This window comes from Paraburkholderia bengalensis, from assembly GCF_037126505.1.
In the GTDB taxonomy this organism is placed as follows: Bacteria; Pseudomonadota; Gammaproteobacteria; order Burkholderiales; family Burkholderiaceae; genus Paraburkholderia; species Paraburkholderia bengalensis.
Map to the genome: position 1 here is coordinate 26,759 of NZ_JACFYJ010000073.1, position 12,911 is coordinate 39,669.

10 protein-coding genes are annotated in these 12,911 nt (G+C 62.1%); 4 read left to right on the top strand and 6 right to left on the bottom strand.

What is annotated here, in order from left to right:
* Positions 1–89: 89 nt before the first annotated feature.
* Positions 90–995, bottom strand: coding sequence for a LysR family transcriptional regulator (locus tag H3V53_RS31340; protein WP_336601161.1), 906 nt, complete (start codon positions 993–995; stop codon positions 90–92).
* A 111-nt stretch (positions 996–1,106) separates the two neighbouring features.
* On the opposite strand from H3V53_RS31340, the gene H3V53_RS31345 reads away from it, so the two are divergent.
* The 4 genes from H3V53_RS31345 to H3V53_RS31360 all read left to right on the top strand — a co-directional run bounded on the left by H3V53_RS31345 (position 1,107) and on the right by H3V53_RS31360 (position 6,223).
* Positions 1,107–2,456 carry an MFS transporter gene (locus H3V53_RS31345; RefSeq protein WP_336601151.1) on the top strand — a complete coding sequence of 450 codons (1,350 nt, stop codon included), beginning with the start codon at positions 1,107–1,109 and terminating at the stop codon, positions 2,454–2,456.
* Positions 2,453–3,487 carry a hypothetical protein gene (locus H3V53_RS31350; RefSeq protein WP_336601152.1) on the top strand — a complete coding sequence of 345 codons (1,035 nt, stop codon included), beginning with the start codon at positions 2,453–2,455 and terminating at the stop codon, positions 3,485–3,487. Before H3V53_RS31345 ends, H3V53_RS31350 begins: the two co-directional genes overlap by 4 nt.
* Positions 3,488–3,544: 57 nt before the next feature.
* A complete protein-coding gene (locus tag H3V53_RS31355; protein WP_336601153.1) occupies positions 3,545–5,230 on the top strand; it encodes a tannase/feruloyl esterase family alpha/beta hydrolase in 1,686 nt (561 codons plus the stop codon).
* Between the two features lie 417 nt (positions 5,231–5,647).
* Positions 5,648–6,223, top strand: a complete 576-nt coding sequence (locus tag H3V53_RS31360) for a hypothetical protein (protein ID WP_336601154.1) — start codon at positions 5,648–5,650, stop codon at positions 6,221–6,223.
* A gap of 269 nt (positions 6,224–6,492) precedes the next feature.
* Here the strand turns inward: H3V53_RS31360 and H3V53_RS31365 are convergent, their stop codons facing one another.
* From H3V53_RS31365 to H3V53_RS31385, 5 genes are read right to left on the bottom strand one after another with little or no spacing between them, the layout of a single operon-like run.
* Positions 6,493–7,308 carry an amidohydrolase family protein gene (locus H3V53_RS31365; RefSeq protein ID WP_336601155.1) on the bottom strand — a complete coding sequence of 272 codons (816 nt, stop codon included), beginning with the start codon at positions 7,306–7,308 and terminating at the stop codon, positions 6,493–6,495.
* Positions 7,305–8,312, bottom strand: coding sequence for a hydroxyacid dehydrogenase (locus H3V53_RS31370; RefSeq protein WP_336601156.1), 1,008 nt, complete (start codon positions 8,310–8,312; stop codon positions 7,305–7,307). Before H3V53_RS31370 ends, H3V53_RS31365 begins: the two co-directional genes overlap by 4 nt.
* Before the next feature lie 4 nt (positions 8,313–8,316).
* Positions 8,317–9,396: a LacI family DNA-binding transcriptional regulator gene (locus H3V53_RS31375; RefSeq protein ID WP_336601157.1), complete on the bottom strand. Its 1,080-nt coding sequence runs from the start codon at positions 9,394–9,396 to the stop codon at positions 8,317–8,319.
* Positions 9,397–9,415: 19 nt separating this feature from the next.
* Positions 9,416–11,311: a TRAP transporter large permease gene (locus tag H3V53_RS31380; RefSeq protein ID WP_336601158.1), complete on the bottom strand. Its 1,896-nt coding sequence runs from the start codon at positions 11,309–11,311 to the stop codon at positions 9,416–9,418.
* Positions 11,312–11,326: 15 nt separating this feature from the next.
* Positions 11,327–12,358, bottom strand: coding sequence for a TRAP transporter substrate-binding protein (locus H3V53_RS31385; protein ID WP_336601159.1), 1,032 nt, complete (start codon positions 12,356–12,358; stop codon positions 11,327–11,329).
* Positions 12,359–12,911 lie beyond the last annotated feature (553 nt).

Here is a 12,911-nt window from a genome sequence, read left to right on the forward strand (position 1 = left end):
TTCGAACCGGAGCAGGATACTTCGGACGTCCTCAGCGGCGAACTGATTCTTGTCAGCACCGCGCGAAGCCCGCCACTCACGCAGTTTGACTACTTCTGCCGACTTGCCCTGACAAACTCTAGCAGTGTTTCTCTAAATCGTCCGGCAGCCGGGCTTTTCATGTCGATTCGCGTCACGAGATGCAGAGGAGCGTAAAACGCCTGATCGCCCGCGATCCGGCAATAGCGCACGCTTTCCTGATGGTACCGTTGCATCGATGCCGGCACGAGCGACACCCCGCCGCCTGCGGCTACCAGGTTGATGGCGGTTACCATGCGCGGCACTTCTTCGACAACACGGGGTTCAAATCCTTTGGCCTGACACGCGCGCACGAAGTCCGCGTACATCCCTGGCGCGCCGGGTCGACGTACGAAGATGAATGGCTGGTCCGCGAGACGCTTCAGCGAAATTGGGCGTGTGCCGATAAGGGGATGCCCGACTGGCAGCACCACCAGCATAGGCTCCTGCGCAAGTAGCTCGAAGCGCAACGCCTCAGGCATGTCGATGGGCTTGCGTAGCACGGCGACGTCCGCACGTTCCGTCAGCATCAACTCGATGATCTCGGCGGCGTTCACCTCGGTCATCTCGATAGCTATCTCGGGGTAAGTCTCGCGAAAGTTACGGATTGCGGTTGGCGTCAGCGGGTGAAACGCAGCCGAACTCGTCAGCGCGACACGCACAGTACCCACCTGGCCCTGGGCGACACGGCGCGCCTGCGTGACCGCATGTTCGAGATCCAGCATCAACGCGCGCGTGCTGGCAGCGAACGCCTCACCCGGTATTGTCAGCGCGACGCCGCGCGGCTGCCGCACGAATAGTGCGAAGCCGAGCTCCTGCTCGAGTTCCTGAATCTGCAACGACAGTGGTGGCTGCTGTATATGAAGTCGTGCGGCGGCGCGCGTTAACTGGCCTTCTTCGGCAACTGCAAGAAAATAGCGCAAGTGTCTAAGTTCCATCTGCGTTCCGGTATATGCATGGAATATGGCAACCTCATCTGATATGTATTTTACATTGGCGAGATCGGCACGTACGCTGCATCTAAAAGCAGCAGACGACCAAGGAGACACATGCAATCCGCCCTACACGCCGTCATGCCCGATACGGATGTCCGGCCGATGAGCCGCTCGCAGGTACGTCGCGCGGTACTCGCGTCCGTCATTGGCAATGGCCTCGAATGGTTCGATTTTCTGATCTACGGGTACTTTGCGAAGACGATTTCACAGGTCTTCTTTCCGGTCGGCAACGGCTTCTGGTCGCTGACCTTGACGCTTGCCACCTTCGCGATCGGCTTCGTGGTGAGGCCGCTCGGAGGCATCGTGATTGGCGCGTGTGCGGACCGTTACGGACGCCGCAAGACATTGTCGCTGCTGATTCTGCTGATGGCACTCAGCACGTTGATGATGGGTCTGACGCCGGGTTACGCGACGCTCGGCATTGCCGCGCCCATCCTCGTGCTGATTGCGCGCATTCTGCAAGGACTGTCCGTCGGCGGCGAGTTCGCGACCGCCGCTGCGATGTTGACGGAGTATGCGCCGCCCGGACGCAAGATGTTCTTTGGCAGTTTCCAGATGACGTCGCAGGCGGTCGCGCTGTTGCTGTCGTCGATGTGCGCTTTTCTGCTGACCAGTCGTCTGTCGCATGACGCACTCCTGTCATGGGGCTGGCGCGTCCCGTTCCTCCTTGGCGCTCTGGTCGGGCCCATAGGGTTTTATATCCGTCATAAGATTGCCGAGTCGCCGGAGTTCGAGCATCTGCGCGAGCGGCTCGGACATGCGCCGCGTCAGTCGTTGCGCGTCTTCTTTCGTGAGCGCGGCGACGCGGCATTGTGCGCGATGGGCGTGATCATCGTCGGGGCGGCAACGAATTATCTGTGGCATTCGTATATGCCGCTTTACGTCGAGCATCAGCTGCATCTGCCGCTGAAGAACGCGCTGTTCGGTACAGCCGTTTCGGGGCTGATCGGCATTGCCGGGTATCCGCTTGCGGGACGCCTGGCCGATCGATTCGGCGCGTATCGCCTTTTCTTCCCGGTGACGATTGTTTGGGTGTGCGCCGCATATCCGCTGTTTGCATGGGTGCTCGCCGCACCGACGCCGGAACGTGTGTTCGCCGCGCAGATGATGGCTACCGTCGTGCTGAGTCTCATGTCCGGTGCCCACCCCGGCATGCTGACACAGCTTTTTCCGACCGCCACGCGTTCGACGGGTGTCGCGCTGTCGTACAACGTCGCCGTGACCCTGTTCGGTGGACTTGCACCACTCACCGTATCGACGTTGATCGACGTCACCGGGTCGCGGTTGGTGCCGGCCTGGTATCTGATTTTCGCGGGCATCGTGTCGCTGCTTTTAGTGGGCCTGACCGCTTCCGGACGCCGTTTGCGCAGGCAGCCTGATTTGTGGCTGGGCGAGGGCGTATGAGCATTGCGTTGAATGACGTCGTGCACGACGCGAGGCCGCGCAACGAAAGGCCGGTAGTGAGCGTGGGCCCGGAAAGGCTGTTTGTATCGACGTCGCGCGGCAGCGGCAGCGTGCCGCTCTTCACGGGCGGCAGCAGCACGCCCGCCACGGTTACGCAGATCGTCGTTATGTTGCATGGACGGCTGCGCGATGCTGACGCCTACCTCCATTCGGCGCAACGCGCGCTTGCCGCATCGTCAGTCGATGCGAGCGCGGTCATGCTTGTCGTGCCCCAGTTTCTGGCAACGGCCGATGTCGAACATCATCGCCCGACGGACAACTGTCTGCATTGGGAGTGGACATCGTGGATGGGCGGCATCGATGCCGTCGGTCCTGCACCACTCAGTTCGTTCGATGTGCTCGATGCGCTGATCGACCGTTACAAAGACGAGCTGCCGCAGTTGCGGGACATCGTCGTCGCGGGGCATTCCGGCGGCGCACAGGTCGCGCATCGTCACGCGATACTGAGCGATGCGCCGGCGCGTTGCAACGCGCGTGGCGTGAACTTGCGCTACGTGATCGCGAATCCTTCATCGTACGTGTATTTCGATGCATGGCGGCCGCATCGCGACGGCTGTGCGCAGGTGATGGACCCGCACGCGTGTCGCGGTTTCAACGACTGGAAGTACGGCATCGAAAAACTGCCGCGATACGCGTATGGTGTGGATGCGCGAACACTCGAACAGCGCTACGTCGATCACGATGTGACCTATCTGCTTGGCACACTCGATAACGATCCGGCACACCCGGCGCTCGACATATCATGCGCAGCAATGATGCAAGGTCCGCAACGGCTCGCACGAGGCCGCGCGTATTACGCGTACCTGCGCGGCCGTCATTCGCAGTTGCGGCACACACTGTATGAAGTGGAAGGCGCTGCGCATAGCGGCGATGCGATGTTCGTATCGCACGTCGGCGTGCGCGCGTTGTTTGGCGCCGGCGCACGGTTCTTGGAGGCAGCCGCGAACGCACAAGCCGGCGCGACGGAGTAGCGAATCCGGCTTCGACCGGATAGCACGACAGCCAATTAATCCGTTCAGGAGACGACGATGACCAGCAGACCGTTGGGGTGGGCGCTCGCCCTCAGTTTTTGCATCAGCGCATGTGGCGGTGGTAACGGTGGTGGCAGCGGTGGCAGCGGTGGCAACGGCGGGAGCACCGTCGGCAGTACATCGACATCGACGCCCACGGCAGCCGCACAATGCAGCGCACTGAGTGGGATCGCGATTCCCGCGTCCGCGATTGCTGAACCGACTGGCGGTGCCACGGTCACGAGCGCGACACTCGTCGAAACCAGCGGCGAATACTGCCAGGTGAACGGTGCGATTTCGCCCGTCGATACCACCGCGCCCGCCATTAACTTCCAGGTTAATCTGCCGACCAGTTGGAACCACAAGGCGCTGCACTATGGCGGTGGCGGCTTCGATGGCACGCTGATCACAGGCGTCGATCCGCTCGATATGGCGCCGACCGGCACGCCGACGCCATTGGCCAGCGGCTACGCAACCTTCGGTGATGACTCGGGCCACCAGAGCACGAGCATTACGGATGCCAAGTTCGCGGCCAACGATGAGTCGCTTGCCAACTACGGCGGGCTGAGCCTGAAGAAAACGCATGACGTCGCGATGCTGTTGATCAGCAAGCGCTATGCTGCCGCGCCATCGAAGACGTATTTCTTCGGCAGTTCGACGGGCGGCCGCGACGGCCTGAGCGAAGTGCAGCGCTGGCCTGCCGATTATGACGGCATCGTCGTCAACCGTCCTGCGCTCAACTACACTGGATTGCGGCTAAGCAATGTGGTGCTCGGTCGTGCGCTCTATCTGAACAACGGAGCGGGTTGGCTCGACGTCGCGAAAACGGTGATGTTGCAGAACGCCGTGACGAACGCGTGCGATACGCTCGATGGCGTCGCGGACGGCATCATTTCGAATGTTGCTGCATGCAAGGCCCAATCGGCAACGATGCTCGCGTCGGTGCGCTGCGCGAACGGCGCGGATACCGGTGATACCTGTCTCTCTGACGCGCAGATCGCAACCGTGCAGACAATCGCTGCGCCATTGCAGTTGCCGTATCCGCTCGCCAATGGTGTGACGCAGTATGCGGGCTACAACATCCTCGCGGGTTCTGTTTTCGCTGGACCGTACACAACGCGCGATCTCGGCCAGTCGGCGGTGCCTTCGAATCCGGCAGGCAAGAAGGACGCGAACCAGTGGGTGACGGGCGATCAATGGGTCAAGTATTTCATTACGCGCGTGCCGACATTCGATTCGCTGACATTCGATCCTTTGAACCCCGGCGCCTATCAGTCGAGGGTGCAGGCCGTATCAGCGCTGACGGATGCGACGAGCACGGACCTGAGCGCTTACCGCGCGAAAGGCGGCAAGATCATCATGACGCATGGCCTCGCCGATGAGATCGTCAGCACGGATTCGAGCACCGACTATTACAACGGACTTGTACAGCGCTTCGGGCAGGGTACGGTCGACGGTTTCGTACGCTTCTATCTGATGCCAGGCGTCGGTCACGGTACAGGGCCGTTTCATCCCGCCATCGACTCCCTTTCGGCCCTCGATCAATGGGTGGAGAATGGCGTAGCGCCGGGAACGCTGACCATGACTGACCTCAATGCGGCAACACGGGGGAGGTCGCGTCCTCTGTGCCGATATCCATTGTGGCCGAGATACATGGGCGGCGACGCGAACACGGCGTCGAGTTTCGCGTGTGTGAGCGCGTAGCAGGGGACAAGGCTACCTTGTTGCTTGCATCAATGTGGCTCGGATGCTGTTCTCGATTTCGCTGCTGTAAGCCCGATGGCTTAGCTGAATTAGAGCCCGGTTTGCTGGACTCGAAAGCACGGAATTGCCTAGACTATCGGGAAGCGGTGGGCGGCTGCCCCGATCGGTATCGGAAGGCAGCCGGCCCTACCGAGCCTTCCGTCAGCTTCTACGCCGCGATGAGTGTTACCCATCTAGTAGTCTATAGGTAATCCGATATGTGCCGTCTATGGCGCACTACCAGGAAATACCCGCGCTCGATCCAGAAAATGGATGAAGTATCCTCATAGTCACTCCACATCTGTGACACGATGACTGTCTCGACTGGGCTCAGAGCCGTATCGGTTTCGCCCATTGATGGCCTTACTGGGGGCAGCAGTGGGCTCAAACAGCGCACTTGATGCATCGCTCGCCGAAGTCAATTCCGCTTTCGACCTGATGCTTGACTCCTACAATGTGTCTTGTCCTGACTCGCCGCAATCTGTCGAAGCACTGCGGCGCTACGAACTCGCGAAGGTCGTCTGGCAGGCGGAATACGAATCCGCCATTGAGGACGGCAGGCTGAGCGGAATCGATAATCTCGGGCTTGGCCGACGTTTGCTCGTTCTGCACGGGGACCGCGAACCGATCTCACAATATGTGTATGTGCTCTCCGTTGTCCATGGTTTTGCGGCGACATGTCAGCCGTACAGCAACGTTATATCAGCGCTGGCTGACGCCCGTCCGCACCTCGTGTTCACGGATGCTGATTGTCACGTCAAGGCCAAAGCAGCCGCAATCAGATTGATCAAGGCACATAGTCGTGGTTGCAAGGTCGCTGTCCTGTCGATCAGACCGCCTCCGGCTGCCGACGAGATGAGCGCTGACCTGGTAATACGCGGGCCAGCTTCCGTGACACAGATACTCGAGGAGTTATGCAAACTTGTCGACCTGCCCGATCTGTCCGCTGCATGACGTGGTCAGAACAGAACGCTCCAAACCAACCCGCACCGGTCGGATAACTTGGATAACTTCCTCCAACCCGGCCAGTCGGCCAAATTCAGATGTCCGAATTGGAGTGCCGATAAGCGGCCGTTAGCGACCTCACCCAATCGGCCAAGAACTGTCGTTCGACGTCGCCGCGATGAGGTCATTCGACTGCTCGCTCCAGTCTGGCTGCGGTCCTTTGGCTCTGGATTTTCTCCCTGCCTGGAAGTCGACCAACATCGCTGTTTCAGGCTTGCCTAGAACCCGTACAACTCAGCCGGATTATCGATGAGTATCTTGCGGCGAATCTCGTCGCTTTTCACTAGCCGCATCGCCCAGTCGAGCATGCGGTCGTCATCGGGCACGGGCTTCACGTTGGGGTGCGGCCAATTCGATGCCCACACGCCGCGTTCAGGAAAACGTCTCGATAGCGTGCGCACGAGCCACGACACGTCATCGAAATCAGGCGCGCCGTGGTGCGAACTTTCATAGGGCGCGGACAGCTTGATCCAGCAACGCGGCCCGTCGAGCAGGCGGCACAATGACGCGAACCCTTCGCTTTCTGGCGTGACCGGCGCGAGAAACTTGCCGAGATGATCGATGACGAGCTTCGATGGCAAGCTCAAGAGCATCGCTTCATGATACGGCAGGGTGTGCCCGTCGAGCTGGAGATTGATATTCCAGCCCATCGGTGCGATGCGCGCCGACATATCCGTGAGCACATCCCACGGCAGCACGCCGCCCGGAAGCATCATGAATCGCACGCCACGTATGCCCGCATCGTGTAGGCGCTGCAGTTCGTCATCGCTGACATCGGGCGGCACGACCGCGATGCCACGCGCACCGTCGCCGAGTTGCGCAATGGCCGCGAGCGTGCTACGGTTGTCGAAGCCGTACGCTGTCGGCTGCACGACGATCGCGCGCGAGAAGCTGATCGCACGCTGCACTTCCCGATATGCCGATGCAGGCGCTGGCGGGGGCGTGAACGTCGCGCTCGCCGCCAGCGGATAGCCTTCCTCGTACACGTGGATGTGGCAATCGCACGCGCCTTCGAAGTCGATCAAAGGGTTCATCGCGAGACCGTCGGCATGGCAAAGCCCGAGAGGCGGAATGCGTGCGCCGCATTCACGGCGCCGACGGGCATCCGGCCCTGAAACAGCGCTTCGGTTTGCGCGATTGTTTCCATCGATTGATGTTCGATGGCGCCCGGCGTCAGCCCGCCGATGTGCGGCGTCGCGATCACGCGCGAATGGGCCGCCAACGAAGGAGAGGGCATCTGATCTGCCGCGCGGCCCACATCGAGCGCGCATCCTGCCAGATGACCACGCTCCAGCGCAGCGAGCAGAGCGGCGTCGTCGACGAGTTCGCCGCGCGCCGCGTTGATGAAGTACGCGCCAGGCTTCATGGCTGCGAAGGCGCGCGCGTCCATCAGGTTCGCGGTCTGCGGCGTGGCGGGCGCGAGGCATACGACGAAGTCGGACTCGGCTAGCAGATCATCCAGGCCGACCTGATGCACGCGCGCATCGTCGATCGTGGCGTAAGGATCGGACACGATGACGCGCATGCCGAATGCCAAAGCGAGATTGCACAGATAGTGCGATATTTGCCCATAACCGATTACGCCGAACGTGCTGCCGCGCAACTCGCGGCCCATCTTCGGAGCGGGTGCTTCGAGGCGGTGATACGCCTTCGCATACGCGGTTGTTCCGCGCGCGAGATCGAGCATCGCGCCGATCACCCACTCCGACACGGACGGCACGAAGCCCGCGCTCGCCTGCGTGATGAGCACGCCCAGTTCGCTCGCGGCATCGACATCGATCGTGCGGATATCCACCGCGCAACGCACGAAGGCGGCCAGCTTCGGCAGCGCTTCGAACAACGCGCGCGGCCCGGGCGTCTGCCGGTAAGCGATGATGACATCCGCATCGCGCGCGGCGTGGGCGAGTTCGGCGGGCGTCAGCTCGCGATCTTCGGTGTTGTACGTGACGTCGGCGAACTTCGCGAGCGCTGCCGCCGCCCGTGCGCCGAAGTAATGATCCAGCATGTGCCGGGGATGACTCACGAATACCTTGTTCATGTCCTTATCCTGCCTTTCCGGATTGCTTCGCTTTCGCCGCAGTTTTGCCCGGGCGCGCGACCGACTCGCGCTCCACGAGCGTGATATCCGTGAAGAGCGCCTGCTCCGATGCGGGCAGGGGTTCGGCGTGCGGACGCATCGCGCGCTCGACCATCGCGGCGGCCATCGCCGGCACGGGAAGTTGCACGGTCGTAAGCGCGGGATTGGAGATCGCCGCGAGGAAGTGCCCGTCCATGCCGACGATCGACACGTCCTTTGGCACGCGCAATCCACACTCGCGCAGGCCTGCCATGAGGCCGAGAGCCATCAGGTCGTTGACGGCGACGATGCCGGTCGGGCGCGCGTTGTCTGCCGCGAGCAGACGCGCGAGCGCGCGCCCGTTCTCCACGATCATCGAATCGCCGTATTCGTTCACCGGGCCGCTGTCGAGCACGCGCGCGTCCTCCGACAGCTCCGCATCCTGCGCTGCCGAGAGAAAGCCGTTGATCTTGTCGCGGCGACTCATCGTCACGCCGGTCAACGTGGCGAAGGCGAGTTGCGTGTGGCCGTGCGCGATCAGATGGCGCGTCGCGATGCGCGCTGCTTCGAAGTTGTCCGGCGTGACGTGTTCAACGCGCGTGGTCTCACCTTCGGTTGCGCGGCGGTCGTAGCTGACGACGACCATGCCGTGTTCGACAGCGGTTTCCAGATGGCGCTCGTTCGCAAGCGACGAGATCACGATCACTCGCCGCACGCCCTGCGACAGCAGATCCTCGAAGAACGACGCTTCCTTCGCTGGATCGCGATACGTATTGCCGATCATCACGCGATAGCCGTAGCGCTCCTGCGCGTACGTTTCGACCTCCCGCGCGATATAGCCGTACATCGGATTGGCGATGGACGGCACCAGCAGCCCGATGAGCGGCGTCTGTCCCGTCTTGAGCTGACGCGCGAGCGTGCTCGGCCGGTATTGCAGCGCGCTCATCGCTGCCTGCACGCGCACGAGTGTTTCCTGGCGCATCTGACCGGTGCGGCCGTTGAGCACGTTGGATACCGTGCTCACGGAAACACCGGCCTGGCGGGCGACATCCTGAATGGTGCTCATAAGGTTTTACATCTGCCGGCTACAGGCCGAGCCGGGTCGGCAACCACAACGAAAAAGATGGCACCAGAATCAGCACCACCAGTGCGATGCACAGCACCAGCAGGTATTTGAGCATAGGTCGCGCTACGGCCTTCATTTCCGTGCCGGTGATGGCGCAGGTCGCGAACAGGCCCAGCCCGACCGGCGGCGCGAACAAACCCATGCCCATCGCGACGACGATCACCGTGCCGAAATGCAGCGGGTTGATGCCGAGTTGCGTGGCGATCGGAGTGAGGAGGGGCCCAAAGATGATAAGCGCGGGCGCGCCTTCCAACACCGCGCCGAACACGATCATGATCAGCACGGACAGCAGCAGGAACATCGTCGGTCCGTATTGATGCGCGAAGGCGATCATCGAATCGGAAACGAGCGCGGGAATCTGCTCGACGGTCAGCGCGAACGATACGCTGGAGGCCGCCGCGACGATGAACAGAATGCTGCTCGCCATCGATGCCGAGCGCACGAACACGCGTGTGACCGATTTCGGCGTGAGTTCGCGAAACGCCAGCCAGCCGACGATAAGCGCATAGACGACAGCGAACGCGGACACTTCCGTCGACGTTGCGATGCCCGACGTCACGCCCTTGCCGATCATGGTGATCATGACGAGCGCGACCAGCGCGCCGCCGAGCAGCGGCATCCATGCGCGCGGATTGGTGAGCGCATCGGCGAGATTTATGCGGCGCCCGAAAATCACCGCGACGATCGCCAGCGCCGCGGCAAGGACGGCGGCGGGCACGACGCCCGCGAGGAACAGCCCGGCGATCGAAATGTTCGCGACGAAGCCCATGATGATCATGTTCACGCACGGAGGAATGGTTTCCGCCATCACCGCGCTGCAGGCGAGCAGCGCTGCGGCTTCGTTCGGATCTTCCTTGCTCTGGCGCACAGCCGGCATCACGACACCGCCAACCGCCGCGATATCCGCAAGCTTTGAACCAGACACGCCCGAGAAGAACGCCGTCGCCATGATCGTGATGAGGCCGAGGCCGCCGCGCACGCGCCCGAAAATCCTCAGCAGCAGTTCGATCAGGCGGGACGACATGCCGTTGGTTTCCATCAGCAGTCCGGCGAGCACGAAAAACGGAATCGCGAGCAGCACGAAGTGGTCGGTGCCCGCCATCACTTGCTGCGAATAGACGAGCATCGGCAGGGACGGTTCCGCGAGGAAATACAGCAGCGCCGAGAACGCGAGCACGAAGCCGACCGGCACGCCGAGCACGAGTCCGCCGATGAATCCGGCCAACAGCAGGATGCCTGGCTTGATCGCGTGACCGGGCACGAACGCGTTCCACCCGAACACGGTCGCCGCGAGCAGCATGCAGCCGATCAATGTGCCGAGCACAGTCCTGCGCGCGCCGTTGAGCGCGTTGGCGAGCGCGAACACTGCCATGAACACGCTGCCGATGACGAGCGGATACACTTTGATCCACGCGGGGAGGCCGTTCGGTGTCATCTGGCCGTAGGAATCGACTAGCAGCAGGCACGACGACACGCACAGATTCCCCGCGACGCCCGCGATGACCCAGTGTCCCAGATGAACGAGCGCGGGCTGCCAGCGCCTGGGCAGCATGCCGCGAAACAGGTCGACGCCGACGTGCTGGCTGCGCGCAAGCACCGTCGCGGCGCCGAAGAACACCAGTACGACCATCAGCGCTCCGGCGACTTCCTCGGCCCAGTCGAATGGATCGTGCAGGAAATAGCGGTAGATCACGGAGAGGAACACCACGAGCACATCGGCCGCGAGCACGGCTGCACACAGGTATTCGATCCAGCGCATGAGGCGCACGAGGCCCCGCGCGAGTACGGTCTCATGGCCGAAGTCCGGGGCGGCTAGTTGCGCCTCTGATCCGGGCGTCGCGGAGAAAGTGGTCATGGTGTGGCTGCCTCGTTAGCCGCGCGCTACGGCGATGGCGGTGAAGAGCGGCCCGGTCGCGGGATACTGCTTCGAGAAGTTCGCGTACAACTGCGACTGCATCTCGCCGCGCGCGGTGTCGCGGTCGGCTTTCGACATCGGATAAAACGTCATGCCGCGCTTCTTCAACTCCTGCTCGGCGCTGGCAGCCGTCTGGATGGCTGCGACGCGCTGACTCGCGGTCGCGTCTTGCGCCGCTTTCTGAAACGCGGGACGTAGATTTTCTGGAATCTTCGCCAGGGCGCGGCGGCCCATCACGACGACGAGCGGGCTGAAGACGTGCTGAGTTTGCCAGCACGACTTCACGACTTCGTCGTACTTGCTCGCGAGCACGGTCGCGCAGTCGTGCTCGAAGCCATCGACGACACCTGTCTGCGCGGCCATGTACAACTCGCCGATGGGAATGGGCGTCGGTACGGCGCCCATCAGCCTGAAGGTTTCCATGAAGGCGGGCGTGGGCAGCACGCGCAGCTTCACGCCCTTGATATCGGCGAGCGATTGCATGGGCTTCTTCGTGAACACGTTGCGCGCGCCGAAGGAATAGCCCCACGTGACGACCGAGCAGCCCGCACGCTGTTGCAGCATGGTGTCAAAGGATTTGCCGACGGTGCCGTCCATTGCGCGCCCGACATGGTCGAAGTTGTCGAACACATAGCCCAGATCGAGCATGCCGAGCTCCGGCAGCACGGTCGCCCAGATCGACGAGCCGGTGACCATCATGTCGACCGCACCGACCTTCACCTGCTGCACGACATCGCTCTCCTTGCCGAGCTGACTGTTCGGGAAATAGTCAATCCGGATCTGGTCGCCGACGCTCGCCTTCAGATTCGCAGCGAGCTTCTGATACCACACGTAATGCGCGGCGTTTTCGTTCGCGGGCATCGATGATGACAGCCGCAACGTGGCCGCCGGCTGGGCGCGCACGATCGCGGGAAAGCCTGCGCCCGCCGCCGCGAGGGAGGCTACCGAGGCCGTTTGAAGGAACCGTCGCCGGGAAGTGGAATGCATGCTCTTGTCTCCTGAATGCCGCTTTAAGCGCGGGCGAGTGTGTTCAGCGCGACACGACAGCGGCGGCGCGACTGTATCGATTTAGTGTATCGATACAGTAAATCGTTGAGGATCGCGATCAAATGGGCGTTAACCCGCGTTCGTGTCAGCAGCCCGTGGCGCCCACTGTGTCCATGGACCGCATAAAGACACTACGACGCAGCCCATGAGACGGCGGTGGGTGGCGTCCGCGCTGCCCCGGCAGCAGTGTCATTTGCGCAGGTAGGAGCCGTGGTGTGCGTAGCCGTGTACGCGGGATGGAAGATTGCTGTCCGACTGATGGGATGGGGGCGGCTCCGGCAGTCAAAAATTTGTCAGAAGTGGCCGAACTACTGTTTCCGACAAGTCGTCCCAGATGACCGGATGACACTCTGCTGACGGCCTCTCAGTGCTTGCTCGTGCGGCCGCCGGAAGAGGGTCGACATGAGGCATCCACTGACAGTCGTTCACACCATGGTGTCACGCGTTCGAATGGCAGAGAGCGAGGCATTCGTACGTCATCGCGCGCGCCGGA

Bases quoted from the DNA above. Each gene is read 5' to 3' on its own strand.
- H3V53_RS31340 (WP_336601161.1), bottom strand. From the start codon at position 995: ATGGAACTTAGACACTTGCGCTATTTTCTTGCAGTTGCCGAAGAAGGC.
- H3V53_RS31345 (WP_336601151.1), top strand. From the start codon at position 1,107: ATGCAATCCGCCCTACACGCCGTCATGCCCGATACGGATGTCCGGCCG.
- H3V53_RS31350 (WP_336601152.1), top strand. From the start codon at position 2,453: ATGAGCATTGCGTTGAATGACGTCGTGCACGACGCGAGGCCGCGCAAC.
- H3V53_RS31355 (WP_336601153.1), top strand. From the start codon at position 3,545: ATGACCAGCAGACCGTTGGGGTGGGCGCTCGCCCTCAGTTTTTGCATC.
- H3V53_RS31365 (WP_336601155.1), bottom strand. From the start codon at position 7,308: ATGAACCCTTTGATCGACTTCGAAGGCGCGTGCGATTGCCACATCCAC.
- H3V53_RS31370 (WP_336601156.1), bottom strand. From the start codon at position 8,312: ATGAACAAGGTATTCGTGAGTCATCCCCGGCACATGCTGGATCATTAC.
- H3V53_RS31375 (WP_336601157.1), bottom strand. From the start codon at position 9,396: ATGAGCACCATTCAGGATGTCGCCCGCCAGGCCGGTGTTTCCGTGAGC.
- H3V53_RS31380 (WP_336601158.1), bottom strand. From the start codon at position 11,311: ATGACCACTTTCTCCGCGACGCCCGGATCAGAGGCGCAACTAGCCGCC.
- H3V53_RS31385 (WP_336601159.1), bottom strand. From the start codon at position 12,358: ATGCATTCCACTTCCCGGCGACGGTTCCTTCAAACGGCCTCGGTAGCC.